Source organism: Pseudomonas sp. S2_H10 (genome assembly GCF_054668285.1).
Genome location: NZ_CP162754.1, coordinates 4,600,394 through 4,627,261, shown reverse-complemented (window position 1 = coordinate 4,627,261; position 26,868 = coordinate 4,600,394). Strand labels below are relative to the sequence as shown.

At 59.1% G+C, this 26,868-nt stretch carries 20 protein-coding genes; 10 read left to right on the top strand and 10 right to left on the bottom strand.

Annotated elements, in window-relative coordinates:
* Positions 1 to 55: 55 nt before the first annotated feature.
* The 4 genes from garD to kdgD form a co-directional block, all read right to left on the bottom strand.
* On the bottom strand, positions 56 to 1,609 hold the full coding sequence (garD, locus tag AB4O16_RS20640) for a galactarate dehydratase (protein WP_160388099.1): 1,554 nt from the start codon (positions 1,607 to 1,609) through the stop codon (positions 56 to 58).
* 11 nt (positions 1,610 to 1,620) lie between these two features.
* Positions 1,621 to 2,988 carry an MFS transporter gene (locus AB4O16_RS20635; protein WP_160388098.1) on the bottom strand — a complete coding sequence of 456 codons (1,368 nt, stop codon included), beginning with the start codon at positions 2,986 to 2,988 and terminating at the stop codon, positions 1,621 to 1,623.
* Positions 2,989 to 3,156: 168 nt separating this feature from the next.
* Entirely contained in the window at positions 3,157 to 4,602 is a 1,446-nt protein-coding gene (locus tag AB4O16_RS20630; RefSeq protein ID WP_460155688.1) for an aldehyde dehydrogenase family protein, read from the bottom strand.
* A 59-nt stretch (positions 4,603 to 4,661) separates the two neighbouring features.
* Positions 4,662 to 5,573, bottom strand: a complete 912-nt coding sequence (gene kdgD, locus AB4O16_RS20625; RefSeq protein WP_338584682.1) for a 5-dehydro-4-deoxyglucarate dehydratase — start codon at positions 5,571 to 5,573, stop codon at positions 4,662 to 4,664.
* 472 nt (positions 5,574 to 6,045) lie between these two features.
* Between kdgD and AB4O16_RS20620 the strand changes: the two genes are divergently transcribed.
* The gene (locus AB4O16_RS20620; RefSeq protein ID WP_160388095.1) at positions 6,046 to 6,240 is read left to right on the top strand and encodes a hypothetical protein; all 195 of its coding nucleotides are present in this window, start codon (positions 6,046 to 6,048) and stop codon (positions 6,238 to 6,240) included.
* Positions 6,241 to 6,304: 64 nt separating this feature from the next.
* On the opposite strand, the gene AB4O16_RS20615 is transcribed toward AB4O16_RS20620, so the two are convergent.
* The 4 genes from AB4O16_RS20615 to AB4O16_RS20600 form a co-directional block, all read right to left on the bottom strand.
* Positions 6,305 to 7,054 (bottom strand): FadR/GntR family transcriptional regulator, encoded by a 750-nt coding sequence (locus AB4O16_RS20615; RefSeq protein WP_178120651.1) that lies wholly within the window; start codon positions 7,052 to 7,054, stop codon positions 6,305 to 6,307.
* Positions 7,055 to 7,232: 178 nt separating this feature from the next.
* Positions 7,233 to 8,960, bottom strand: coding sequence for an ABC transporter ATP-binding protein/permease (locus AB4O16_RS20610; RefSeq protein WP_460155687.1), 1,728 nt, complete (start codon positions 8,958 to 8,960; stop codon positions 7,233 to 7,235).
* A gap of 97 nt (positions 8,961 to 9,057) precedes the next feature.
* On the bottom strand, positions 9,058 to 9,618 hold the full coding sequence (locus AB4O16_RS20605; RefSeq protein ID WP_007973041.1) for a response regulator transcription factor: 561 nt from the start codon (positions 9,616 to 9,618) through the stop codon (positions 9,058 to 9,060).
* Entirely contained in the window at positions 9,611 to 10,873 is a 1,263-nt protein-coding gene (locus AB4O16_RS20600) for an ATP-binding protein (RefSeq protein WP_160388092.1), read from the bottom strand. Before AB4O16_RS20600 ends, AB4O16_RS20605 begins: the two co-directional genes overlap by 8 nt.
* A gap of 273 nt (positions 10,874 to 11,146) precedes the next feature.
* Between AB4O16_RS20600 and AB4O16_RS20595 the strand changes: the two genes are divergently transcribed.
* From AB4O16_RS20595 to AB4O16_RS20555, 9 genes are all read left to right on the top strand, one after another.
* Positions 11,147 to 11,863 carry an SIMPL domain-containing protein gene (locus AB4O16_RS20595; RefSeq protein ID WP_160388091.1) on the top strand — a complete coding sequence of 239 codons (717 nt, stop codon included), beginning with the start codon at positions 11,147 to 11,149 and terminating at the stop codon, positions 11,861 to 11,863.
* Between the two features lie 446 nt (positions 11,864 to 12,309).
* The gene (locus tag AB4O16_RS20590; protein WP_460155686.1) at positions 12,310 to 13,935 is read left to right on the top strand and encodes an ABC transporter substrate-binding protein; all 1,626 of its coding nucleotides are present in this window, start codon (positions 12,310 to 12,312) and stop codon (positions 13,933 to 13,935) included.
* A gap of 298 nt (positions 13,936 to 14,233) precedes the next feature.
* Positions 14,234 to 15,835: an ABC transporter substrate-binding protein gene (locus AB4O16_RS20585; RefSeq protein WP_460155685.1), complete on the top strand. Its 1,602-nt coding sequence runs from the start codon at positions 14,234 to 14,236 to the stop codon at positions 15,833 to 15,835.
* A gap of 174 nt (positions 15,836 to 16,009) precedes the next feature.
* Positions 16,010 to 17,443 carry an OprD family porin gene (locus tag AB4O16_RS20580; RefSeq protein ID WP_160388088.1) on the top strand — a complete coding sequence of 478 codons (1,434 nt, stop codon included), beginning with the start codon at positions 16,010 to 16,012 and terminating at the stop codon, positions 17,441 to 17,443.
* A gap of 79 nt (positions 17,444 to 17,522) precedes the next feature.
* Positions 17,523 to 19,118, top strand: a complete 1,596-nt coding sequence (locus AB4O16_RS20575) for an ABC transporter substrate-binding protein (RefSeq protein ID WP_160388087.1) — start codon at positions 17,523 to 17,525, stop codon at positions 19,116 to 19,118.
* Positions 19,119 to 19,191: 73 nt separating this feature from the next.
* Entirely contained in the window at positions 19,192 to 20,202 is a 1,011-nt protein-coding gene (locus AB4O16_RS20570) for an ABC transporter permease subunit (protein ID WP_253562820.1), read from the top strand.
* 10 nt (positions 20,203 to 20,212) lie between these two features.
* Entirely contained in the window at positions 20,213 to 21,124 is a 912-nt protein-coding gene (locus AB4O16_RS20565; RefSeq protein ID WP_460155684.1) for an ABC transporter permease subunit, read from the top strand.
* A 10-nt stretch (positions 21,125 to 21,134) separates the two neighbouring features.
* Positions 21,135 to 22,103, top strand: a complete 969-nt coding sequence (locus AB4O16_RS20560; RefSeq protein ID WP_460155683.1) for an ABC transporter ATP-binding protein — start codon at positions 21,135 to 21,137, stop codon at positions 22,101 to 22,103.
* Positions 22,103 to 23,083 carry a peptide ABC transporter ATP-binding protein gene (locus AB4O16_RS20555; RefSeq protein WP_460155682.1) on the top strand — a complete coding sequence of 327 codons (981 nt, stop codon included), beginning with the start codon at positions 22,103 to 22,105 and terminating at the stop codon, positions 23,081 to 23,083. Before AB4O16_RS20560 ends, AB4O16_RS20555 begins: the two co-directional genes overlap by 1 nt.
* 113 nt (positions 23,084 to 23,196) lie before the next feature.
* On the opposite strand, the gene AB4O16_RS20550 is transcribed toward AB4O16_RS20555, so the two are convergent.
* Positions 23,197 to 25,188 carry a dermonecrotic toxin domain-containing protein gene (locus tag AB4O16_RS20550; protein ID WP_460155681.1) on the bottom strand — a complete coding sequence of 664 codons (1,992 nt, stop codon included), beginning with the start codon at positions 25,186 to 25,188 and terminating at the stop codon, positions 23,197 to 23,199.
* Positions 25,185 to 26,516 carry a hypothetical protein gene (locus AB4O16_RS20545; RefSeq protein WP_460155680.1) on the bottom strand — a complete coding sequence of 444 codons (1,332 nt, stop codon included), beginning with the start codon at positions 26,514 to 26,516 and terminating at the stop codon, positions 25,185 to 25,187. The genes AB4O16_RS20550 and AB4O16_RS20545 overlap by 4 nt, the downstream gene beginning before the upstream one ends.
* Between the last annotated feature and the right edge of the window lie 352 nt (positions 26,517 to 26,868).

The window sequence follows — 26,868 nt, the reverse complement described above, 5'->3', positions numbered from 1 at the left end:
CAACGCAGAAGATCCCTGTGGGAGCTGGCTTGCCAGCGATGCAGACGACGCGGTCTTACGTGATCGGCGCCGGGTTGAACAGGGTGATGTCGTTATGCAGCTTGTGCTGCTCGGCCCACGTCTGTTTCTTGCCGCTGGCCACATCCAGATAGAAGTGGAACAGCTCCCAACCCAGCTCCTCGATCGATGCGCGCCCGGTGGCAATGCGCCCGGCATCGATGTCGATCAAGTCCGGCCAGCGCTGCGCCAGTTCGGTCCGGGTCGAAACCTTCACCACCGGTGCCATGGCCAGCCCGTAAGGCGTACCGCGACCGGTGGTGAACACGTGCAGGTTCATCCCCGCCGCCAATTGCAGCGTTCCGCAGACAAAGTCGCTGGCCGGGGTCGCGCAGAAGATCAGGCCTTTACGCTTGAAACGCTCGCCAGGGCCAAGCACGCCATTGATCGCGCTGCTGCCGGACTTGACGATCGAGCCCAGGGACTTCTCGACAATGTTCGACAACCCGCCCTTCTTGTTGCCAGGCGTGGTGTTGGCACTGCGATCCGCTTCACCTTTGGCCAGATAGCGATCGTACCAGTCCATTTCCCGCACCAGTTCCTGGGCGACGTCCTGGTTTTCCGCGCGGGAGGTCAGCAGATAAATGGCATCGCGCACTTCGGTGACTTCGGAGAACATCACCGTCGCACCGGCCCGCAACAGCAGGTCCGAGGCATATCCGAGTGCCGGGTTGGCGGTGATGCCGGAAAACGCATCACTACCGCCGCACTGCATGCCGAGGATCAGCTCGGACGCCGGCACGGTTTCCCGACGGCGTTGATCGAGCTTCTTCAAACGGGTTTCGGCCAGCGCCATGATCTGCTCGATCATCTCGGTGAAGCCGTGGCTGGAGTCCTGCAAGCGGTACAGCCATGGCTCGCTGAGATCCACCGAGCTGTCGTTCTCATGCATCACCTGCCCGGCCTGCAATTTCTCGCAGCCCAAGCTGATCACCAGCGCTTCGCCGCCCAGGTTCGGGTTGCGCGCCAGATTGCGCACGGTGCGGATCGGGATATACGCATCGGTGGCGGTGATGGCCACACCGCAGCCGTAGCTGTGGGTCAGCGCCACCACGTCATCGACGTGCGGGTACTTGGGCAGCAATTCGTCCTTGATGCGCTTGACCGCATGATCCAGCACCCCGGTCACGCATTGCACAGTAGTGGTGATGCCGAGAATGTTGCGCGTACCGACGGTGCCGTCGGCATTGCGATAACCCTCGAAGGTGAAGCCTTCCAGCGGTGCCTGCGCGGCTGGCACATCGGTGGACAGCGGCAGGCTGTCCAGCGGCGGTGCGGTAGGCATGCGCAGTTGATCTTCCTTGACCCAGCTGCCGCGGGGAATCGGCTGCAGGGCATAACCAATGACCTGCCCGTAACGAATCACCTGGCCACCCTCGGGAATGTCTTCCAGGGTGACCTTGTGGCTCTGTGGCACGAAGTCCACGGTGACCAGGCCGTCCGAAAATTCGGTACCGGCCGGTACGCCCTGATCGTTGACCACGATCACTACGTTATCCCGCTCGTGCAGGCGGATGTAGCGCGGCGAGTCTGAATGTTCAATCAACTGCATGACGCCGCTCCTCAGGAATGCGCTTGAGACAATTTGCCAGGGGCTTCAGAACCGTTCGCTGGCGGCTCCTTGAGCACCACACGCTTGATCGGGCCGACGATGACCAGATAGCTGAACACCGCGACCAAAGCGTTGCAACCGACAAACACCAGTGCCCACTTGAACGAACCGGTGGAGCTGATGATGTAGCCGATCACGATCGGGGTGGTGATGGATGCAATGTTACCGAAGGTATTGAACAAGCCGCCGCTCAGACCGGCGATCTGCTTCGGCGAAGTATCCGACACCACGGCCCAGCCCAGTGCGCCCACGCCTTTGCCGAAGAAGGCCAGGGCCATGAAGCCGACCACCATCCACTCAACGTCGACGTAGTTACAGGCCACGATGCTGCTGGAAACCAGCAGGCCGGCAATGATCGGCGCCTTGCGGGCGAAGGTCAGGGAATGGCCTTTGCGCAGCAGGTAATCGGAAATCACCCCGCCGAGCACTCCACCGATGAAGCCGCAGATCGCCGGCAACGAGGCAATGAAACCGGCCTTGAGGATGGTCATGCCGCGTTCCTGCACCAGGTACACCGGGAACCAGGTCAGGAAGAAGTAAGTGATGCCGTTGATGCAGTATTGGCCCAGGTATACGCCAAGCATCATGCGATTAGTCAGCAACTGACGGATGTAGTCCCACTTCGGACCGTCGGCCTTCTTGCCTTTGCCCTTGTCCTGGTCCATGTCGACCATGCCGCCGTTGTCGGCGATGTGCTTGAACTCGGCGTCGTTGATCATCGGGTGCTGGCGCGGGCTGTAGATCACTTTCAGCCAGATGCCCGAGAAGATGATGCCGATCACGCCCATGACGATGAACACGTGCTGCCAGCCGAAGCTGTAGACGATCCAGCCCATCAGCGGTGCGAACAGCACGGTGGCGAAGTACTGCGCCGAGTTGAAGATCGCCGAGGCCGTACCGCGTTCAGCGGTCGGGAACCAGGCCGCGACGATGCGCGCGTTGCCGGGGAAGGATGGCGCTTCGGCCAGGCCCACCAAAAAGCGCAGCATGAACAGCGCAACCACTGCCGTGGACATGCCGAACTCGCCGACATAACCCTGCAGGACGGTGAACAGCGACCAGGTGAAGATGCTCAACGCGTAGATTTTTTTCGAACCGAAACGGTCCAGCAGCCAGCCGCCAGGGATTTGCCCGGCCACGTAGGCCCAACCGAATGCGGAGAAGATGTAGCCGAGGGTAACGGCGTCAATGCCGAGGTCTTTCTGCAGGCTGGAGCCGGCGATTGCGATGGTAGCCCGGTCGGCGTAGTTGATCGTGGTCACGAGGAAAAGCATGAGCAGGATCAAATAGCGGACGTGAGTCGGCTTGGTCGATTGCATGTAGATGTACTCCCACTGATTATTTTTATGCGGGGTGAATCTTTGGTGTTTCCTTGTAGGAGCGAGCCTGCTCGCGATGGAGGTTAACGATGACGCGGGGCATCAGGTTTACCGCCGCGACCTCTGGACCATCGCGAGCAGGGCTCGCTCCTACAGGGATGTTGCGTTTTACAAACCGATATAAGAGGTCTTCACCACGGTGTAGAACTCTTGCGCATAGCGACCTTGCTCACGTGATCCATAGGATGAACCTTTACGCCCACCGAACGGAACGTGGTAATCCACACCGGCGGTCGGCAGGTTGACCATCACCATCCCGGCCTGGGAGTGGCGCTTGAAGTGGTTGGCGTACTTCAGCGAGGTGGTGGCAATGCCCGCCGACAGCCCGAACTCGGTGTCGTTGGCCATGGCCAGCGCAGCTTCGTAATCGGCAACCCGGACGATGTTGGCCACGGGGCCGAAGATCTCTTCCTGGCTGATACGCATCGACGCCTGGCTGTCGGCAAACAGGGTTGGCGCGAGGAAGTAACCCTCGGTGTCGCAGGTCACCAGACCACCGCCGCTGACCAGGCGTGCACCTTCGGACTGGCCGATGTCGATGTACTTCATGTCCTGCTCAAGCTGCGCTTGCGAGACCACCGGACCGATGTCGGTGCCGGCCTTCAGCGCGTGGCCGACCTTGATCGACTTCATGCGCTCGGCCATGGCTTCGACGAACTTGTCGTGGATGCCGGCAGTGACGATGAAGCGGCTCGACGCGGTGCAACGCTGGCCGGTGGAGTAGAACGCGCTCTGCACCGACAGCTCGACCGCTTGCTTGAGGTCCGCGTCGTCGAGAATGATCTGCGGGTTCTTGCCGCCCATTTCCAGCTGCACCTTGGCCTGGCGCGACACGCAGCTCACGGCGATCTGACGACCGACACCCACGGAACCGGTGAAGCTGATGCCGTCGACTTTCGGGCTATGGACCAGCGCATCGCCAACCACACGACCGCTGCCCATCACCAGGTTGAACACACCGGCCGGGAAGCCTGCGCGGGAGATGATTTCGGCCAGGGCCCAGGCGCAACCCGGTACCAGGTCCGCAGGCTTGAGCACGACGCAGTTGCCGTAGGCCAGGGCCGGAGCGACTTTCCAGGCAGGGATGGCAATCGGGAAGTTCCACGGGGTGATCAGACCGACCACGCCCAGGGCTTCGCGAGTGACTTCAACGTTGACGCCAGGACGTACCGACGGCAGGTAATCGCCGGACAGGCGCAGGCATTCACCGGCGAAAAACTTGAAGATGTTACCGGCGCGGGTCACTTCGCCGATGGCTTCAGGCAGGGTCTTGCCCTCTTCCCGGGCCAACAGGGTGCCGAGCTCTTCGCGACGGGCGAGGATTTCAGTGCCGACTTTGTCCAGGGAATCGTGACGAGCCTGAATGCCGGAAGTGGACCAGGCCGGGAACGCGGCGCGGGCGGCGTCGATGGCGGCGTTGACCTGAGCCAGATCAGCCTTGGCGTAGTCGCCGATGGTGTCGCTCAGCTCGGACGGGTTGATGTTGGCCGAGTAATCGCCACCGGCAACCCATTCGCCATTGATGTAGTTATCGAAACGCTTTGCATCTGCCACTTTGAGATCTCCTCACGCAAAAAGCCGCCGATCGCCCGGCGGCCCTGGTTTATCGGGTGTTACTGCGCGCCCTGCTTGTCGATCAGCGCGGCGAGCATTTCGTACTCTTCGCCGGTCAGGTCGGTCAGCGGTGCACGCACCGGACCTGCGTCGTAACCGGCAATTTTTGCCCCGGCCTTGACGATGCTCACGGCATAACCGGACTTGCGGTTACGGATGTCCAGGTACGGCAGGAAGAAGTCGTCGATGATCTTGCCGACGGTGGCGTGATCTTCGCGGGCAATGGCGTGGTAGAAGTCCATCGCGGTTTTCGGGATGAAGTTGAACACCGCCGAGGAGTAGACCGGCACGCCCAGTGCCTTGTAGGCCGCGGCGTAGACTTCGGCGGTCGGCAAGCCGCCCAGGTAGCTGAAGCGATCACCGAGGCGGCGACGGATCGACACCATCAACTCGATATCACCCAGACCGTCCTTGTAACCGATCAGGTTCGGGCAGCGCTCGGCCAGACGCTCCAGCAGAGGGGCGGTCAGGCGGCAGACGTTACGGTTGTAGACCACCACGCCGATGTTGACCGATTTGCACACGGCTTCAACGTGGGCGGCAACGCCGTCCTGGCTGGCTTCGGTCAGGTAGTGTGGCAGCAGCAACAGGCCTTTGGCGCCCAGACGCTCGGCTTCCTGAGCGTACTCGATGGCCTGACGGGTCGAACCGCCCACGCCGGCCAGAATCGGCACGCTGGTCGCGCAGGTGTCGACGGCAGTCTTGATGATTTCCGAATATTCGCTGGCCGCCAGGGAGAAGAACTCACCGGTGCCGCCTGCGGCGAACAGCGCCGAGGCGCCGTATGGGGCCAGCCATTCGAGACGCTTGATGTAGCCAGCGCGGTTGAAATCGCCCTGGGCATTGAAATCGGTGACCGGGAAAGACAGCAGACCGGAAGAGAGGATGGACTTCAGTTCTTGTGGATTCATTATTCGAACACCCTGGATAACGACGTTGTGTGAGTAAACGGTTCAGCCTGCGCTGAAGTTGTAGGTCATCGTACAACTTAAAATACAACCGTCAACTGCATTTCATCGCCATCCGCGAATTTTGTGTCAGAACGGGGTTTTCTTGCCTAGATATCTGATCGATGATCGGAATAACTGAATACACGCGCGGCTTGAGACTTATGAAAGTGATACGTTATCAGATGAGAGAAACGGGATCACCGGCGGTGGCGAGATCAAATGTGAAGCGAGTTTGGTGACGAAAGCGGTATGTCAGTCGACACCGCAAAAAGCTACCGCTCATCGAAACTGTAATTTCTGACAGTATCGCCACCTCAATGAGGCACTTAGAGTCAGCGCAAGCCAGGAGGTTTTGGATTAGCAGGCAAGAGGGCTGCTTGAGACTTCAGGGTGGAAAAACACTAACTGTTACGCACATTCCAAGGGGTACAACATGCCAAGCAATGTCACTTTCAACTTGAAAGGGGAAAACCAACCCCGAGTTCTCTCAACGGAAACCAATCGCTTAGACACTATCAACGTAGGCAACACATTGGTAATGGATAGCGGTGCGTCGGGCATCGTCACCAAGAAAATTTACAAACTGCATACAAACGGTGAGGTGGATATTGAGGTTGTAGTGGAATGAACTAGGGACTGAACCCTGCCCTGAAAAACCACTGCCTCGGTAACCCTTGGCAGTGGTCTTTTTGTTATCCCCGCTGCATCTCAGCCTCTTCATGGGCATGACGCAACCGCTCGCGGCTGTTGGTCAGGTGCAGGCGCATCGCCGCACGGGCCGCATCGGAATCCTGGCGGGCAATGGCGTCGTAGATTTCTTCGTGCTCACGGCTCAGGCGACCCATGTAGTGCTGCTGGTCGTCATGGGCCAGGCGCGCCGAGTTCAGCCGTGTGCGCGGAATGATGCTGGTACCCAGGTGGGTCATGATGTCGGTGAAGTAGCGGTTGCCGGTGGACAGCGCGATTTCGAGGTGGAAGGCGAAGTCCGAAGCCACGGCGTCACTGGCATGAGCGGCGCTTTCATTCAACGCATCCAGGGCGGCGCGCATGTTGGCCAGTTGCTCCGGGCTGCGGCGTTGCGCTGCCAGCCCGGCAGACTCCACTTCCAGACTGATGCGCAGTTCCAGGATCGCCAGTACGTCACGCAAGGTCACCACGGTCGCCGGGTCGATACGAAAACCGCTCGGGCTCGGCGTGTCGAGCACGAAGGTACCGATGCCGTGGCGGGTTTCCACCTGGCCGGCCGCCTGCAACCGGGATATGGCTTCGCGCACCACCGTGCGGCTGACACCATGGGCATCCATGATCGCCGACTCTGTGGGCAGCTTGTCGCCACGTTTCAGATGACCGTCGCGGATCTGCTCGGACAGCACCGTCACCAGTTCCTGAGCGAGGCTGCGGCGCTTGCGAGGGAGGCGTGGTGTGTCGTTGAGGATTTCCATGGTGAACATCTGTCTCGAAAAGTTCGGCGGCTGAAAGCGCATCATAGCGCAACGCGGTTGTACGATCACCTCGCCTCTGTAGGAGCTGGCTTGCCAGCGATGGCCGTAACGCGGTCTATCTGTGGAACCGCGTTATCGTTCATCGCTGGCAAGCCAGCTCCTACAGGGGGTGTGACGTTTATGCAGTCACGGTCTGATCCACCAGGTGGCCATTCTCGATACGAATGTGCCGCGGATGGAAACGCTTCAGACTGCTGCGATGGCCGACGCTGACAATGCTCAGCCCCGGCAACTGATCGATCAGCGCCTGATACAGCGTGGCCTCATCCTCTTCGTCCATCGCCGAAGTCGCTTCGTCCATGTACAGCCATTGCGGTGCATAAAGCAGCGCACGGGCAAACGCCAGGCGCTGCTGCTCTCCCGGCGACAACATGCGCTGCCAGTGGTTGGCTTCGTCGAGACGGGCAATCAGGTGCGGCAAGCGGCAGGTTTCCAGCACCTGCACGTAGCGTTCCTGCGGATAGGTATCGCCGGGCTGTGGATAACTGAGCACGTCACGCAGGGTGCCGATCGGCAAATAGGGTTTTTGCGGCAGGAACAGGTAGCGTGCCGACGGCAGGCGAATACTGCCGTGGCCGGCCGGCCACAGATGTCCCATCGCCCGCAGCAGGGTCGACTTGCCGCTGCCGGATCGACCGCTGAGCATCACACGGTCGCCCTCCTCCACGGTCATGTCGGCGTTGGTCAGCAGATGACGACCGTCAGCCAGGTCGAGGCCGAGGTTGTGCACCTTCAGAACGGAACCCGAATTCTGTACGTCGATGGCCGGCACACGTTCTTCGTTGTCGGTCATGGCCTGATGGAAGCTCAACAGACGATCGCAGGTGGCGCGCCAGGAGGCGAGGCTCTGGTACGCACTGATAAACCAGCTGAAGCTTTCCTGCACGTTGCCGAACGCCGAGCTGATCTGCATCAGTTCGCCGAGCTCGATCTTGCCGGCGAGGTAACGGGGAGAGGCAACGATGAACGGGAAAATGATGGCGGCCTGGCTGTAACCGGCGGTGAAGAACGTCAGGCGCTTGGACACCTTCATGATGTCCCAGAAGTTATGCCAGACCATGCCGAAGCGATTGCTCAACCGGCGATTTTCGTTCGGCTCGCCGTTGTACAACGCGATGCTTTCGGCATTCTCGCGAATCCGCACCATGGAGAAACGCAGGTCGGCTTCGAAGCGTTGTTGCTGGTTGTTCAGGCCGATCAAACGACGACCGATCAAATGCGTCAGCCAGCTGCCCACCACCGCATAAACCAATACGCACCAGAACATGTAGCCGGGAATGGTGATGCCGAACACTTCAATACTGCCCGACACGCCCCACAGAATGATCGAGAACGACACCAGGCTGACGATATTGCGCAGCAGCCCGATACCCAGCTCAAGGGTATTGGAGGTGAAGTTGTTGAGGTCTTCGGAAATCCGCTGGTCCGGGTTATCGGTGTAACCGCCCTGCTCCAGCTGGTAGTAATTCTTGTCGGCGAGCCAGCGTGCAAAGTGTTTTTCGGTAAGCCATGCCCGCCAGCGGATCGTCAGCATCTGCGTCAGGTAAAGCCGATACACCGCACCGACGATCGCCACCGCCGCAATGGCGCAGAAGTACAGGATCAGTTGCCAGAACGCCGCCTCGTCTTTCTTTTGCAGGGCGTTGTAGAAGTCCTTGTACCAGGTGTTGAACCACACCGAGATCCCCACGCTGATCAGCGACAGTGCAATCACTGCGATCAGCAGTGTCCAGGCCTTGGCCTTCTCTTCACTGCGCCAGTAAGGCGTGATCATCGCCCACACTTTGCGAAAAAACTGCCCGCGCACGGCGTCGTTGACCGCGGAATACTCAGCGTTCTGATTCATGGATAAGGCTCGATAAAGAAAGGAACACACACGAACCGATCATAGATGATCGGTCCGGTTTGTCGCGAGATACGGCCCGCATTCGTTCAGCGCAGGTTCAGCGGCGAACGGGGCGCTTCTGCAGTTTGCGCTGCAGGGTGCGGCGGTGCATGCCCAGGGCGCGGGCAGTGGCGGAGATGTTGCCTTCGTGCTCGGTCAGCACGCGCTGGATGTGCTCCCACTGCAGGCGATCCACGGACATCGGGTTTTCCGGCACCAGGCTGTCGAGATCAGCATGTTCGGACAGCAGGGCCGCCAGCACGTCGTCCGCATCCGCGGGTTTGCACAGGTAGTTGCAGGCGCCACGCTTGATCGCCTCGACAGCGGTGGCAATGCTCGAATAACCGGTGAGGATCACCACGCGCATTTCCGGGTCCATTTCCAGCAACTTGGGCAGCAGCACCAGGCCCGAATCGCCGTCCATCTTCAGGTCCAGGGCGGCGTAATCCGGCAGATCGGCCTTGGCCAGCTCCAGGCCTTCCTCGGCGGAACCGGCAGTGCTGACGCGAAAACCGCGGCGGGCCATGGCGCGGGCCATGACGCGGGTGAATGTGGCGTCGTCATCGACCAGCAGCAAATGCGGCAGTTCTTCGCCTTCGACTTGGATCTCTTCACTCATGTTCGTCTCCTCGGGCGACACGGGGCAGGCGCAGCTCGGTGAGCGTGCCGCCTTCCTCATGACTGTAGAGTTTCACTGAGCCGCCGGCGCGTGTCACGCTGGCCTTGCTCAAAAACAGGCCCAGGCCGAAGCCTTTGCCCTTGGTGGTAAAAAACGGTTTGCCGATTTGCTCGGCGATGGCCAGCGGCACACCGGCGCCATGGTCACGAATGCTGATGGTGAGGTTTTCCCAATCCCAATCCAGCGTCACTTGCAGCCCTTCGGGGCAGGCATCGGCGGCGTTGTTCAGCAGATTCAGCAACGCCTGGGTCAGGTCCGGCGGCGGCGCCATGCGCGGCACCGGGCCCTGACCGAGGCGCTGGAAGCGATAACTGGCTTCCGGGCGCATCAGGTGCCAGCGATTGAGCGCTTCATCCAGCCAATCGGTGACGTCCTGCATCTCCACCGCCAGCCGGCGATTGGCCTCCGCCGCCCGAACAAGCTGCTGCAAGGTTTCCTTGCACAGCTTGACCTGATCCTGCAGGACGCTCAGGTCATCCTGCAACATCGGGTCATGGTGATCCTGACGCATCTCCTTGAGCAACACACTCATGGTTGCCAGCGGCGTGCCCAGCTCATGGGCCGCACCGGCAGCCTGGGTGGCGACGGCCAGCAATTGCTGATCACGCAGGCCCTCTTCGCGGCGAATGGCACGCAGTTCTTCCTGACGACGCAGCTCTTCGGCCATGCGCGCGGCGAAGAAGGTGATCACTGCGGCGGCGAGAGCAAAGCTCAGCCACATCCCGTAGACCTGCAGGTTTTCCCGAGCGATGGGGAAGGTTTGCAGCGGGTAGAACTGCGCCAGCAACAGCGTGTACATCGTCAGCGCGATACCCGACAGGATCACCGAATAACGCCATGGCAACGTCACCGCAGCAATGGTCAGCGGCACCAGGTAATAAGAGACGAAGGGGTTGGTCGAACCACCGGAGAAATACAGCAATGCGCTGTGGATAAACAGGTCGCAGGCCAGTTGCACGGCGTATTCGAGCTCGGTCACCGGCCACGAGGTACGCAGGCGAATGGCCGTGAACAGGCACAACAGCATCGAGCAACCGAGGGTCGCGGCCAGTTGAAACCAGGGCAATGGCAGCAATTCGAGCCAGTAGGCCAGGCCCACGGAACCGGCCTGGGCGGCCAGCACCAACGTGCGGATGAACGTCAGGCGCCAGAGGTTCTGGCGAGTGGCGGAAGTGATTTGTACGGGGGCGAGCATGAGCTCTCCTGATGAGCGCTCCAGGCGGATCGCAGGGAGTATAACCAAGGCCGGGGGCTGACAGGCAAAAGTGCGGCAAACGGCCACATGCCACCCACACGGATTTGTGTGTGATGGGCTCTGTGGCGAGGGGGCTTGCCCCCTCGCCACAGCGGTCATCTGCAATCCATCTGTATAGAAGTTGTAACTGTGCGAACCGGAACATGAAAGCTAGAGTCTGATGGTTTCACGCAGGCCCGGATCAAACCCCTGCGCACCTTTCAAGGAGCCTTCATGCACACATTCCGCCGCAGCGCCGCCCTCCTCGCCCTGAGTGTCGGCACCGTCGCCAGCCTGCCGACCCTGGCCGCCGACGAGCTTCATTACAACCAGATTTCCCTGCGTGCCGAAGTCAGTCAGGAAGTGGCCCGCGACCTGATGATCGTGACGCTGTACACCGAAGAACAGAACAGCGACCCGGCCAAACTCGCCGCCGACGTCAGCACCACCATGAACAAGGCGCTGGCCCAGGCCAAGCAGGTCAAGGACATCACCCTGCGCCAGGGCAGCCGCAACAGCTACCCGATCTACGACACCAAGGGCCAGAAAATCACCGGCTGGCGCGAGCGCGCCGAATTGCGCCTGGAGAGCTCGGACTTCGCCGCCCTGTCGAAACTGACCGGCGAACTGCTTACCGACCTGAAAATGGGCGGCATGGACTTCGCCATCGCCACCCCGACCCGCAAAGCCAGCGAAGACGCCCTGCTCAAGGACGCCGTGAGCGCCTTCAAGGCCCGTGCCCAAATTGCGACTGATGCCCTGGGCGGCAAGAGCTACAAAATCGTCAACCTGAACCTCAATAGCAATGGTTATCCACAGCCTTACATGCGCGCGCCGATGATGATGAAAGCCGCCGCCATGGACGCCGCACCGGTAACACCGGATGTCGAAGCCGGCACCAGTCAGGTCAGCATGACCGCCGACGGTTCGATTGAAGTGCTGATGCCTTGAATCGATAGCCCGCAGACAACAACGGCGATCATTAAAATGATCGCCGTTTTTTTTGCAGTTTTCCGGCATGAGCTATAACTGGATAGGTCGACCCGAGAATAGCCGTCGATTGGCCATTATCGGTGCAACAATAACCACTCTTATTCACGCCATGCCCACCCCACAATCCGGGGTATGAATAAGTAACACCCACGCCCCACGCGGGAGCAACCCGCAACAGGCGCGCACCGTAAAAGTGCGTCATTTGCACCGTAAAAATGCCGCGCAAACGGTCAAATGCGTCAGCAATTACACAAATGCGACATTAAGGTACGTTCGTGCCACCGTTTAAGGCTTGTAGTCACTCTGGATCTTGCATTGGGTATGGCCCCTGCATAAGTATCCGCAGGCACGACTCACGAGGTCGTCCTCTAATTCCAAAAATGACAACAAATCATGAGGCCACCATGCTTAAAAACGCGGTCATTCCGTTCTTAGTTGGCGCAAGCTTGTTAGCCAGCGCACCGTTCGCCCAAGCAGCGACTAACCTGGTGTTCTGCTCCGAAGGGAGCCCGGCCGGTTTCGATCCAGGTCAATACACCACCGGAACCGACTTCGACGCCTCTGCAGAAACCATGTTCAACCGCCTGACCCAGTTCGAGCGCGGCGGTACCGCCGTGATTCCTGGTCTGGCGACCAGTTGGGACGTCTCCGATGACGGCCTGACCTACACCTTCCACCTGCGTGAAGGCGTCAAGTTCCACACCACCCCGTATTTCAAGCCGACTCGTGAGTTCAACGCCGACGACGTGCTGTTCACCTTCAATCGCATGATTAACAAGGATGACCCGTTCCGCAAAGCGTACCCGACCGAATTCCCGTACTTCACCGACATGGGGATGGACACCAACATCACCAAGATCGATAAAGTCGACGACAAGACCGTCAAGTTCACCCTCAAGGACGTTGACGCCGCGTTCATCCAGAACATGGCCATGAGCTTCGCCTCGGTCCAGTCCGCCGAGTACGCTGCCCAGTTGCTCAAGGAAGGCAAGGCCGCCGACATCAACCAGAAGCCGGTCGGCACTGGTCCGTTCGTGTTCAAGAGCTACCAGAAAGACTCCAACATCCGCTACACCGGGAACAAGGACTACTGGAAGCCTGACGACGTCAAGATCGACAACCTGATCTTCGCCATCACCACCGACCCGTCGGTACGTATCCAGAAGCTGAAGAAGAACGAGTGCCAGGTCACCCTGTTCCCTCGTCCGGCCGACCTGAAGGCGCTGCGTGAAGACAAGACCCTGAAGCTGCCTGACCAGGCCGGTTTCAACCTCGGTTACATCGCCTACAACGTGATGGACAAGGTCAAGGGTAGCAACGAGCCAAACCCGCTGGCGCAACTGAAAGTGCGCCAGGCAATGGACATGGCCGTCAACAAGCAACAGATCATCGACTCGGTGTACCAGGGTGCCGGCCAACTGGCTGTCAACGCCATGCCACCGACCCAGTGGTCCTACGACACCACCATCAAGGATGCGCCGTACAACCCTGAGAAAGCCAAGGAGCTGCTCAAGGAAGCCGGCGTGAAAGATGGCACCGAAATCGTTCTGTGGGCGATGCCGGTACAGCGTCCATACAACCCGAACGCCAAGCTGATGGCAGAAATGCTGCAGTCCGACTGGTCCAAGATCGGCCTCAAGGTCAAGATCCAGAGCTACGAGTGGGGCGAGTACATCAAGCGCTCCAAAGGTGGCGAGAACCAGGCGATGCTGATTGGCTGGAGCGGTGACAATGGTGATCCCGACAACTGGCTGAACGTGCTGTTCGGCTGCGACTCGCTGGAAGGCAACAACTTCTCCAAATGGTGCGACAAGAAGTTTGACGACATCGTCAAGCAGGCCAAGCGCACTTCAGACCAAGGCAAGCGCACCGAGCTCTACAAACAAGCGCAACACGTCCTCAAGGATGCTGTGCCTATGACACCTATCGCTCACTCGACGGTGTTCCAACCCATGCGCGCCAACGTGCAGGACTTCAAGATCAGCCCATTTGGCTTGAACTCCTTCTACGGCGTCAGCGTCAGCAAATAAGGTTTTGCAACGGCGGCGTTCCTGACGTCGCCGTTGCTTTATCTACCGAGCAAAGCAGGAATTTGCCTACATCCAAATCCGCAGCTGACTACAGCATCGGGCGAGGACGCGTTGCCATTTCCTACGAGTCTTTAGGACTCTACGTATTTACTGCCGGACCCGTGGCTCATACCGTCGGGATTCGACCAGTGCATGCGTGGGTCATCGGTTACTGCTGTGTGCATGGCTTGAAAATCAATGATGCCTCAACGACGGAACGGCGGCTCATTGACAACACTTTGAGAGAAAAGGGAGCGTTATGCGCCATACCTTGGTTTTATCCGCATTGCTGGGCACCGGCCTGCTGGCCGCCACTTCCATCAGCCAGGCCGCCAACAATAGCCTGGTGTTCTGCTCCGAAGGCAGCCCCGCCGGTTTCGACACGGCGCAGTACACTACTGCGACCGACAACGACGCCGCCGAGCCGCTTTACAACCGCTTGGCAGAGTTCGAGAAAGGCGCGACCAACGTCGTACCGGGCCTGGCCACAAGCTGGGATATTTCCGAGGACGGCCTCAAATACACCTTTCACCTACGCGAAGGGGTGAAGTTCCACACCACCAAATACTTCACGCCGACCCGCGATTTCAACGCCGATGACGTGCTGTTCACGTTCAATCGCATGCTCGATCCGCAACAACCCTTCCGCAAGGCTTATCCGACCGAGTTTCCGTACTTCAACGGCATGAGCCTGAACAAGAACATCGCCAAGGTCGAAAAGACCGGGCCGCTGACCGTGGTCTTTACGCTCAACAGCGTGGACGCCGCGTTCATCCAGAACATCGCCATGAGCTTCGCCGCCATCCTTTCGGCCGAATACGCCGACAAGCTGCTGGCCGAAGGCAAGCCGAGCGACATCAACCAGAAGCCGATCGGCACCGGGCCGTTCGTGTTCAAGAGCTACCAGAAAGACTCGAACATCCGTTACACCGGTAACAAGCATTACTGGGACCCGAGTCGGGTCAAGCTCGACAACCTGATTTTCGCCATCAACACCGACGCCTCGGTGCGCGTGCAGAAACTCAAGGCCGGCGAGTGCCAGATCACCCTGCACCCGCGCCCTGCCGATGTGCCCGCGCTGAAGAACGATCCGGCCCTGCAACTGATCGAGAAGCCTGGCTTCAACCTCGGCTACATCGCCTACAACGTGCGCCACAAACCGTTCGACCAGCTTGAAGTACGCCAGGCGCTGGACATGGCGGTGAACAAGCAGGGCATTCTCAATGCCGTTTACCAGGGCGCGGGGCAACTGGCGGTCAACGCCATGCCGCCGACCCAATGGTCCTACGACGACACGATCAAGGACGCCGCCTACAACCCGGAAAAAGCCAGGGAATTGCTCAAGGCTGCCGGCGTCAAGGAAGGCACCGAAATCACCCTATGGGCCATGCCGGTCCAGCGTCCGTACAACCCCAACGCCAAGTTGATGGCCGAAATGCTCCAGGCTGACTGGGCGAAGATCGGCCTCAAGGTCAAGATCGTCAGCTACGAATGGGGCGAGTACATCAAGCGCACCAAGAATGGCGAGCACGACATCAGCCTGATCGGCTGGACCGGTGACAACGGTGATCCGGACAACTGGCTGGGCACGCTCTACAGCTGCGACGCCATTGGCGGCAACAACTACTCGATGTGGTGTGATCCGGCTTACGACAAGCTGATCAAGCAAGCCAAGGTCGTCACCGACCGCGACCAGCGCACCCTGCTCTACAAACAGGCGCAGCAGTTGCTCAAGCAGCAAGTGCCGATCACGCCAGTCGCCCACTCAACGGTCAACCAGCCGCTGAGCGCCACAATCGAAGGGTTCAAAGTGAGCCCCTTCGGCCGCAATGTGTTCTCGGGTGTCAGCATAGAAAAATAACCGATTAGCCAGAAATGCCGGGGGGCGGATTTTCCGCCCTCACGCAGACGCTTTGCCGTCTTTTGCCAATTTGGCCGACAGCAAACGTTTGCGATGCCATGAATGAGTTCTAAACCAATAGCCGGATCACAAAAAAAAGACCGGTATAAAAAAAGAAAGTAAGGAGCTTTACCCATGAAACTGAGCAGCACCGCGTTATTGGCCCTGGCCATCAGCAGCGTAACCGCCACGGCTTACGCAGAAACCCAAAGCCAGGCTTTCACCCCGGTTACCGTGAACGAGAAAAGCGCCCAAAGCGAAGCCACCGGTTTTGTCGAAGGCCAGTCGATCACCGGCACCACGCGTAACTGGTACGCCAACGAACAACTGCAACGCGGCGCCAAGTTCGCCTACAAGAAAGACGGCGTTTCGACCCCGACCGATCGCCGGATCAACTGGGTTCAGGGCACCATCCTCAAGTACAACTCGGGCTTCACCGAAGGCACTGTGGGTTTCAGCACTGAAGTGGCGGCCTACAACGCCATCGCCCTGGACCAGGACCGCAAGGACCTGGCCTCCAACAACGGCGGCGCACCGGGCACGCGTCCAGGCGCAGGCAACAACCGTACCCTGACCAAGGAAGGCGGCGACGCACAAGGCCAGTGGAGCAAACTGGGCCTGGCCAACGTCAAGGCCCGTGTCTCCAACACCACCCTGACCGCCGGCCGCATGAACTTCAGCAGCCCGATGGTCGACGTGATCGGTAACCGTGCACTGCCTTCGAGCTTCGAAGGTGTCGCCATCCACAGCGAAGAGCTGAACAACCTGGCCTTCGACCTTGCCACCTTCGACCGCAACTCACCGCGTACCGAAGAAAGCCAGCGCAAATTCCGCACCGAATACGCCAACGGCATCGTTGAAACGGACCACGTCTACACCGGCGGCCTGACCTACACCCCATTCGCCAGCCTGACCACCAGCCTCTGGGCGACCCAGGCTGAAGACATCTGGAACCAGTACTACTTCGGCGCTTCCCACGTTCTGGGTGACAGCCAGGTGCTGAGCCTGACCACCGGCCTGAACTACTACAAAACCCAGGAAACCGGTAAAGCCCTGATCGGCGACATCGACAACGACACCTACTCCCTGTCGTTCGGCCTGACCCACCAGGCCCACACCCTGACCTTCTCGTACCAGGAAGTGAACGGTAACGAGTACTTCGACTACCTGCACGAAACCAACGGCATCTACCTGGCCAACTCCCTGCTGTCGGACTTCAACGGCCCGAACGAAAAATCGTTCCAGGTTGCCTACGGTTTGAACATGGCCGAATACGGCGTGCCAGGCCTGAAGTTCAACATCTACCAGGCTCGCGGCTGGGGTATCGACGGCACCCACTACACCGGCAACGGCGGCGTGGTTGGCAAGGGTTATGACGGCATCCAGTCCCAGGATGGCGAACACCACTATGAATACGGCATCGGCGCGACCTACGCGGTGCAGAGCGGCCCGCTCAAGGCCACCACGATCCGCGGTACCTACACCGCTCACCGTGCCAGCGAAAACCAGGCTGACGGCAGCATCAACGAGTTCCGTCTCGTGACCACGGTTCCATTCAACATCCTGTAATGCCGCTGCCGGACGGCGGGTTCAGCGATGAATCGGCCGTCCGGCTTTTTGTCCTTCAACTGATTGCAGAGGGTTCTTGATGAAAATGCTTCCCCTACGTGCGGCCATCGCGGCCGCTTTGCTCAGTGTCGCTGTCGGCGTTTCGGCCAAGCCCCTGGTGGTTTGTACCGAAAACAGTCCGGAAGGCTTCGATACAGCCCTGTACACGACTGCAGTCACCGCCGACGCCGCGGCTGAAACCATCTTCAATCGCCTTGCGGACTTCAAGCCCGGCACCACCGACGTGATTCCGGCGCTGGCCGACTCCTGGGACATCAGCGAAGACGGCCTGAGCTACACCTTCCATCTGCGTAAAGGCGTCAAGTTCCACACCACCGAATACTTCAAGCCGACCCGCGACATGAACGCCGACGACGTGGTCTGGAGCTTCCAGCGCCAACTGGACCCGAACCATCCGTGGCATAAACAATCGAGCGTCGGCTTCCCGTACTTTGAAAGCATGGGCTTCAAGGAATTGCTGAAAAGCGTCGAGAAAGTCGACGACAACACGGTCAAGTTCACCCTCACCCGTCGTGAGGCGCCGTTCCTGGCCGACATCGCCATGGCGTTCTCCTCGATCTACTCCGCCGAGTACGCCGACCAGTTGCTCAAGGCCAACAAGACCGGCGACCTGAACAACAAGCCGATCGGCACCGGCCCGTTCGTCTTCCAGCGTTACAACAAGGACGCCCAGGTTCGCTTCAAGGCCAACCCGGACTACTTCCGCGGCAAGCCACCGGCCGATGCGTTGATCCTGGCCATCGCCACCGACAACAACGTGCGCCTGCAGAAGCTCAAGGCCAACGAGTGCCAGGTCGCGCTGTATCCGAAGCCGGATGACATCCCGACCATCAAGAAAGACCCGAACCTGAAGGTCGACGAGATGAATGCGATGACGGTTTCGTACATCGCCATGAACACTTCACACAAGTACATGAGTGACGTGCGGGTGCGCAAAGCCATCGATATCGCCTTCGACAAGGAAGCGGCGGTCAACGCGCTGTTTGGCAAGGGCAACGCCACCGTGGCGGTCAACCCTTACCCGGACACCCTGCTGGGTTACAACCACACCCTGAAGAACCCGGCCCACGATCTGGACAAGGCACGCGCCCTGCTCAAGGAAGCCGGCGTGCCGGAAGGTACCGTGTTCACCCTGTTCACCCGCAACGGTGGCGGTGCGACCAACCCGAACCCGATGCTCGCCGCACAGATGATGCAAGCCGATCTGGCCAAGGTCGGGATCAAGCTCGACATCCGCGTGATGGAATGGGGCGAAATGCTCAAGCGCGCGAAAAACGGCGAGCACGACATGGTGGCCGCCGGATGGGCGGGCGATAACGGCGATCCGGATAACTTCCTGACGCCTATGCTCAGTTGTGAAGCGGCCAAGAACGGAGAAAACTACGCCCGCTGGTGCAATGACAAGTTCCAGGCGCTGCTTGACCAGGCTCGGGAAAAAACCGATCCGGCCGAGCGTGCAGCGCTCTACGAGCAGGCCCAGGTTATTTTTAACCAGGACCAGCCATGGATCAGCCTCGCGCACACTAGAATGTTTACCGCAATGCGCAACAACGTAGAGGGCTATCACATTAGCCCCCTCACCACGAACAACTTCGCCACCACCCAGGTGAAGTAGATAAGAAAACTCCCGGCATTCCTGACACAGGAATGCCGGGCACGCCTAACCGGCTGATGAGGTACACCTTACGATGTTTAGTTTTATTGCCCGCCGACTGGGGTTGTTGATCCCCACGTTTTTCGGCATCACCTTGCTGACATTCGCGTTGATTCGCATGATCCCTGGCGACCCCGTGGAAGTCATGATGGGCGAACGCAGAGTCGACCCCGAAATGCACGCTCAGGCAATGGAACGCCTAGGTCTGAACAAACCCCTGTATGCCCAGTACCTGGATTACATCGGCAAACTGGCCCACGGCGATCTCGGTGAGTCCCTGCGCACCCGTGAAAGCGTCTGGACCGAGTTCACCTCCCTGTTCCCCGCGACCCTGGAACTGTCCATGGCCGCCCTGTTGTTCGCCGGCATCCTCGGTCTTCTGGCCGGGGTGATCGCGGCACTCAAGCGAGGATCGCTGTTCGACCACGGGGTGATGGGCATCTCCCTGGCGGGATACTCGATGCCGATCTTCTGGTGGGGCCTGATCCTGATCATGTTCTTCTCGGTGAGCCTGGGCTGGACCCCGGTGTCCGGGCGGATCGACCTGCTCTACGACATCGAGCCGCGCACCGGCTTCATGCTGATCGACACGCTGCTGGCCGACGAGCCGGAGGCCTTCTTCGATGCCCTGCACCACCTGATCCTGCCGGCCATCGTGCTCGGCACCATTCCGCTGGCGGTGATCGCGCGGATGACCCGCTCCTCGATGCTCGAAGTGCTGCGCGAAGACTACATCCGCACCGCCAAGGCCAAGGGCCTGTCGCCGTCGCGCGTGGTGTTCGTGCACGGCCTGCGCAACGCGCTGATTCCGGTGCTGACCGTGGTCGGCCTGCAAGTCGGCACCCTGCTGGCCGGTGCGGTCCTGACCGAAACCATCTTCTCCTGGCCCGGCATCGGCAAATGGCTGATCGAAGCCATTGGCGCCCGGGACTATCCCGTCGTGCAGAACGGCATCCTGTTAATCGCCTGCCTGGTGATTCTGGTCAACTTCGTAGTGGACATCCTCTACGGCTTTGCCAACCCACGCATCCGTCATCAGCGCTGAGATCATGACCATGACCACTCCAATTCCATCGGTAGCAGTCGATCAAAGCCTGCTGTACCCGTCCCCGTACAAAGAGTTCTGGCAAGCGTTCGCCAAGAACAAAGGCGCCGTCGCCGGCCTGATGTTCATGCTGCTGGTGATTTTCTGCGCCATCTTCGCCCCGTGGGTGGCCCCCCACGATCCGAGCGAGCAATACCGTGACTTCCTGCTGACCCCGCCGGCCTGGCTGGAAGGTGGGCAGATCCAGTTCCTGCTCGGCACCGATGAACTGGGCCGCGACCTGCTGTCGCGCCTGATCCAGGGTTCGCGCCTGTCCTTGCTGATCGGCTTGTCGTCGGTGGTGATGTCGCTGATTCCGGGCATCCTGCTGGGCCTGTTCGCCGGGTTCTTCCCGCGCGTGCTCGGCCCGACCATCATGCGCCTGATGGACATCATGCTGGCCCTGCCGTCCCTGCTGCTGGCCGTGGCGATCGTCGCCATCCTCGGCCCTGGCCTGATCAACACCGTGATCGCCATCGCCGTGGTGTCCCTGCCGTCCTACGTGCGTCTGACCCGCGCCGCGGTGATGGGCGAGCTGAACCGCGACTACGTGACCGCCGCGCGCCTGGCCGGTGCCGGCCTGCCGCGCCTGATGTTCGTCACCGTGCTGCCCAACTGCATGGCGCCGCTGATCGTGCAGGCCACCCTGAGCTTCTCTTCGGCGATCCTCGATGCCGCCGCACTGGGCTTCCTCGGCCTTGGCGTACAACCGCCAACCCCTGAGTGGGGCACCATGCTGGCCTCGGCCCGCGACTACATCGAACGCGCCTGGTGGGTGGTGAGCCTGCCGGGTTTGACCATTTTGCTCAGCGTGCTGGCAATCAACTTGATGGGTGACGGCCTGCGCGACGCGCTGGACCCGAAACTCAAGAACGCCGCCTGAGGAGATTCCCATGTCACTGTTAGAAATCAAGAATCTCAACGTGCGTTTCGGCGACAAGACCGCCACGCCGGTGGTCGACGGCCTCGACCTGAAAGTCGACAAGGGCGAAGTGTTGGCCATCGTTGGCGAGTCCGGTTCCGGCAAGTCCGTGACCATGATGGCGTTGATGGGGCTGATCGAGCACCCCGGCATCGTCACCGCCGACTCGCTCAGTTTCGACGGCAAGGACATGCTCAAGCTCAGCAACCGTCAGCGTCGGCAGATCGTCGGCAAAGACCTGTCGATGGTCTTCCAGGACCCGATGACCGCGCTGAACCCGAGCTACACCGTCGGTTTCCAGATCGAAGAAGTGCTGCGCCTGCACCTGAAAATGTCCGGCAAACAAGCACGCAAGCGCGCCATCGAACTGCTGGAGAAAGTTGAAATCCCGGGCGCCGCCAGCCGCATGGACGCCTACCCGCATCAACTGTCCGGCGGCATGAGCCAGCGTGTCGCGATTGCCATGGCGATTGCCGGCGAACCGAAACTGCTGATCGCCGACGAACCGACCACGGCATTGGACGTCACCATCCAGGCGCAGATCATGGACCTGCTGCTGGCGTTGCAGAAAGAGCAGAACATGGGCCTGGTGCTGATCACCCACGACCTCGCCGTCGTCGCCGAAACCGCCCAGCGCGTGTGCGTGATGTACGCCGGGCAAGCGGTCGAAGTCGGTCAGGTGCCGCAACTGTTCGACATTCCGGCGCACCCGTACAGCGAAGCGCTGCTCAAGGCGATTCCGGAACACAGCCAGGGCGCCGCGCGCCTGTCGACCCTGCCGGGCATCGTGCCCGGTCGCTACGACCGTCCGCAGGGCTGCCTGCTGTCGCCGCGCTGCCCGTATGTGAAAGACAACTGCCGTCAACAACGTCCGGCCCTTGACCCGAAAAGCAACAGCCTCGCTCGCTGCTTCTACCCGCTGAACCAGGAGGTGGCGTAATGGCCGTCGTTCTTACCGCCCGCGACCTGACCCGTCACTACGAAGTGTCCCGTGGCCTGTTCAAGGGGCACGCCACCGTGCGCGCGCTCAACGGCGTGTCGTTCGAACTCGAAGCCGGCAAGACCCTCGCCGTCGTCGGTGAATCGGGCTGCGGCAAATCCACCCTGGCCCGTGCCCTGACGCTGATCGAAGAACCGTCGTCCGGCTCCTTGAAAATCGCCGGCCAGGAAGTCGCCGGCGCCGACAAGGCCCAGCGCAAACAACTGCGCAAAGACGTGCAGATGGTGTTCCAGAGCCCGTACGCCTCGTTGAACCCGCGGCAGAAGGTCGGCGACCAGCTGGCCGAACCGCTGCTGATCAACACCAACCTGAGCGCCGCGCAACGTCGCGAGAAAGTCCAGGCGATGATGAAGCAGGTGGGCTTGCGTCCCGAGCACTACCAGCGTTATCCGCACATGTTCTCCGGCGGTCAACGCCAGCGGATCGCCCTCGCCCGCGCGATGATGCTGCAACCGAAAGTGCTGGTCGCGGACGAACCGACCTCGGCGCTGGACGTGTCGATCCAGGCCCAGGTGCTGAACCTGTTCATGGACCTGCAGCAGGAATTCAACACCGCCTACGTGTTCATTTCCCACAACCTGGCGGTGGTGCAACACGTGGCCGATGACGTGATGGTCATGTACCTCGGTCGCCCGGTGGAAATGGGTCCGAAGAACGCCATCTACGAACGCCCCCTGCACCCGTACACCCAGGCCCTGTTGTCGGCGACACCGACCATTCACCCGGACCCGAACAAACCGAAAATCAAGATCGTCGGCGAACTGCCCAACCCGCTGAACCCGCCACCCGGCTGCGCGTTCCACAAGCGCTGCCCGTACGCCACCGAGCGTTGCAGCACCGAAGAGCCGGCCCTGCGCCTGCTCGACGGGCGCCAGGTGGCTTGCCACTATGCCGAGCAATTCCTCGACGGCGCGGCATAAAAACGCCTCGGTCACCGAGGCGCACTTGAATCAGGCAAACCCCTTCTCTTTCGATTGCGTATCAATCGACGGAGGAGGGGTTTTCTTTTGCCTGTCGAGATATTGCAACGGACTCAAAACTCGATCAGATCGTCCAGAATAGTGATGCCAGTTCCGAAAAGGGAAGCTTTTATTCTTAGAGACATGTCGCCGGGATTACCCCTCAGTACATAGATATGATCCGACAATTTGGAGCTTTCAAGTTTGTAGAGCTTAAGGGCACCAGCGTTCTTTCCAGGGCTCAGTTTCAAGCAGGCCTGAATCTTGGTCGCTCGCGAAGTGACGTTATAGGGGTTTTTTCCATAGATGGTCTCGGAGAGTTTCTGGAGCGGCATGGCGTCCGGCGCGAGATCGGTGACGTATAAGCCGGCATACCCGCGCTGGGGCTTGCCAAAGGCATTGTTTGTCGAGTTATCCAGCAATGCGCCACCTTCCGCGCGAAAGCGTCCGAGTTTCTCTTTATTGACATAGTGATACATGTGTTCAGGCCAGTCAGAGGGTGCCAGCTCCTTTTCCGTCACAGCGGGAAATGGGTCGTAGTGTCTTAACGGCCCTGCAGTTTTTTTTGCCGGTGGTGATGCGCCATCGTCGGGAGTGCCTGCAGCTCGCTTCCCCTGCCTTACGCCTGCACGCAACCGTAACCGGGTATCGATCGACCATTGTCCCGTACCGTCACGTCTGATAAACGGACCGGGAACTCCGGTATCGATCGGGTGAATGACCATTTCCACCCCTTCCTCGATGGATGCCCGGAACAGACGTCCATCGATCAACGCATGCCATCTGTTCTGATAGCGGTAAAGCCCTCTATAGCGTCCTTGGATAACCGGAGTTTCGAGCTCTTTCGGCATTTCGACTTTGAAATTATCGAGCCACCGAATCTGACCTGGAGACAGCTTCTGCCGGGGCGTCGACCATGAAAAATCGGTCAGTGCCGAATCGAAATGAACGGGAGTACCTGGCGGCGCAGCGTCTGTTTCTTCGATGACCAGCTGTTCCGCTGCCAACTTCTCTTGCACATCTTGCACAGGTATTTCGGCGGGCTCTTCACCCTTTACCGAGAGCTTCGATAGGCGGGGAGAGTGCAGAAGCACCATGCCGATATTCAGCAAAAGATCGATGACGGCGACTGATTTATCTGTCACACGTTTATCTTGCAGCGCCCGCAGATCATCATTGAGGCTGACGGTGAATTGTATCAGCCAGCCGGCGACCGCTGCCGGGCCGGTCAAGAGCGGCAGGATAGATTCGAAGATCAGCCATCCACCCTTTTTGAACAATGCCCAACGACTATCGGCGTTGGAAACCGCTGTTACTGTCGCGAGCTCGACCAGTGCCTGGCTGTTGGCAGCGAACAAAGCCTGGAAAATATCACCGCGCAGTTCCTCAGAGGGTACCAAATCCAGACTTTTGTACTTCATATAGCCAGTAATGAGACCAGAACCGGCAAAGATCGGTACATTCGTTAAATAGCTCTCAATGGGACCACTGACAAAAATCGATTCATACCAAGTGTCGATGCTATCCCTGACTTCACCTGATTGCGTTATCGCTTCCTGCAACGCTGCCAATGAGGGGTATTCAATCAACGACTCAGGGTAGAGCGGGCGGTAGAGAATATGCGGGCCGGCTTCGCTGTCACGCGAGCCGATGACAAACATGTTCGGTACTACTCCTCCATATAGCGTGAGTGATTTGATAACGATCACCTGTCCTGCCACTGGATCATCGGGGTGGTTGCTCATTACGGCGGCGACATAACGAAAGCCCGACTCAGTGAAACCGCAGGTGCGCCTGATTTTGTTTTCCAGAGCTAACATCGGCAATTGAGTGCGCAGTTGACAGGCATATATTTTCGTTCTTGCCTGAACTTCCATCTTGTTATCGATCAGATGCCGCCTGAGTGTTTCAGGATAGGTTTTACCGATATCGACGTTTTGGACCAGCTCTTTGAGATAGTCCCCATCCAGCCAATCGGGCAAAGCCCGCCCAGTCTGGCTGCGGACCGTGATTTTTCCGCCTGGCAGGCCTATGAGGTTTTCCAGGGCAAAGTCGATCAGGTTCAAATACACCGGCTCGATCCACCCCCACCCCCCGGCACACCATGAGCGACGGCGATCTTCAGTTCAATGTCAGCCGGGGCAATGTACGACGCAGCAGTGTCATGGTGGTCGTGTCGGATCCGTTCTTGCAGGACCCGTTCGGTAAACTGGCGTATCGGTTCGATATCTTGAAAGAAGGATTGCCCTTTGTTTTCTTGATGAGTTGCAGCTAGCGTGGTGAGGTATTGCCGATAGGTGAAGCGATCGCTGTCTGAGGCGTCTTGCAACCAGTCGGGCATCGTCTCCTGTATACGACCAAGCGCGCTGTTGTCTTGCGCCAAACCCAAGTCGAAATCTACGCTCAGATCGGTCAAGTGGGCGAACTGCTGCTCCACTGTGTCGAACATCTGGTCGACGGGTAACTGCACATTGTTCAGCTGATTCAAGCAATCTTCGAATAATACCTGGGTCAGGCAGTCAAAAATATTTCCATCAGGCTCCAGACGCTGCCACTGGAGCCCATCAAGCACCCAGCGGCGGTTCAGTTTTTGCCCTATCTCTGTCGCGAGTCCTTCCAGAGTTTGAAAGATCAGTATCTTGCCAGAGGGCTCATAAAGCAGAATCAGCTCATGGTCGATCATTGTCCGGGTGATCAATAAAGCTGGGTAGGGCATTGAAAGTTGATGGTGTGCGGCATCCAGAGTGACTTCGATGATGCCAGCCCGGGCATGGTCTTGCCCGTAACGTGCCTGTCGCTGTGTCCTGTCGGGGCAGGCCACGACTTGTAGCAGGGTCGCGCGCAGTTCCTCGTCCAGTCGCCAGGGGTTGCTGGAGTTCAGGGCGTTGGATGACAGATTGTCCTTGAGCACGTCTGCAAGCCACAACCATCGGCTTTTGCCCGTGCTTGCGGGCTCTTGCCAAAAACTCATCAGTGCTTGTTGCAAGTCGCCAATCATTGTTTCGCAGGCACTGTTGATGATGTCTGCAATGGTATCTGTCGGTATGTTGGGCACAACTGTTGAACGGGCACTGGGCATCTGTGCCAGTAGATATCGAGTTTGCGGGTAAGTTGCGAGGCGACCTTGGGCAAATACCTCCAGCAGTTCATCAAGCAAAGGTATACGTCGACTGTTTTCGTCTGGCGATTTCTGCGAAAGGTCAATAATCAGGAGGAGGTCAACGTCAACGTCAACGTCAACGTCAAGTTCAGGACAGCGCTCGCTGAGCAAGCGCTGAAGAGTTTGTTTGGCTACGGTGCGTAATGTAGGCCGTGCCGCAAACTGCTGGTTGATTGCGTGCACCAGCCCAAAGGGCGAGTAACGATTTTTTGTATCAGGAGTGTTTTTAGGCATTTCCGGGATTCCTTCCATGGAATGTGAGCAAACAGGCGCAATACCTGCGTCCAAGGAAAGCAATAGCAGACTGGCAGTTCATTTATCGTGAACGGAATGAAGGGTAACAAAAGAGTCACTGCGCGCTTTTGCTTTACACAATTGCGATTGAGCATCTGCATATGCCCTTGAACACCGCAATATCGCTTTTTTCGCAGAAATGTAACTGTCATTGCTTAGAGTTTCGAACACCCGGCTGTTTTGTTTGAATCCTGTCGGTGAGTCATGGGCTGTGCTGACAGGCTTGTCACACGACACACGGTCTATATCCAGAAGTGTTCAAACTAAAAGGACAGACCTGGTCTTCGGCAGT